The organism is Streptomyces sp. S6 (genome assembly GCF_054880855.1).
Genome location: NZ_JBTYMC010000726.1, coordinates 1 through 688 on the forward strand (window position 1 = coordinate 1; position 688 = coordinate 688).

A 688-nucleotide genomic window follows, 5' to 3' on the forward strand; every position below is an offset into this window, starting at 1 on the left:
TCGGGCTCCCGGCGCAGCAGCCGCAGGGCCGCGAGCGCGGCACCGGCCGCCGCCGGGGCGAGCCCGGTGTCGAAGATGAACGTGCGCGCCGCGTTGACCAGATGGTCGATGACCTTCGCGGGTCCGAGCACCGCGCCGCCCTGACTGCCCAGCGACTTCGACAGGGTGACGGTGACGACGACGTCCTCGGCGCCCGCGAGACCCGCCGCGTGCGGGGCGCCGCGCCCGCCGTCCCCGAGGACCCCGAGGCCGTGCGCGTCGTCGACGACGAGTCCGGCGCCCGCCTCCCGGCAGGCCGCCGCGAGCCGGTCCAGGGGCGCCGCGTCGCCGTCCACGGAGAACACGGTGTCGGAGACGACGAGCGCGTCGCCGTCGCCGTATGTCCGCAGCGCCTTGCGGACCGCGTCCGGGTCGGCGTGGCCGACGACCTGAACGGTGCCTCGGGCCAGGCGGCAGCCGTCGATGAGGGAGGCGTGGTTGCCGGCGTCCGAGAGGACGAGCGTGCCCTCGGGGGCGAGGGCGGTGACGGCGGCGAGGTTCGCGGCGTAGCCGGAGGAGAACACCAGCGCCGCCTCGACGCCGCAGAAGTCGGCCAGTTCCCGTTCGAGTTCGGCGTGCAGCTCCGTCGTCCCCGTCACCAGGCGCGAGCCGGTGGCGCCGCCGCCCCACCGCCGGGCGGCCCCGGCGG

General features: G+C 77.2%; 1 protein-coding gene. It reads right to left on the bottom strand.

The window, feature by feature from the left end:
• Positions 1 to 688 (bottom strand): aminotransferase class I/II-fold pyridoxal phosphate-dependent enzyme (locus ACVNF4_RS36720; protein WP_461807135.1); only part of this gene is annotated, 688 nt, incomplete at both ends.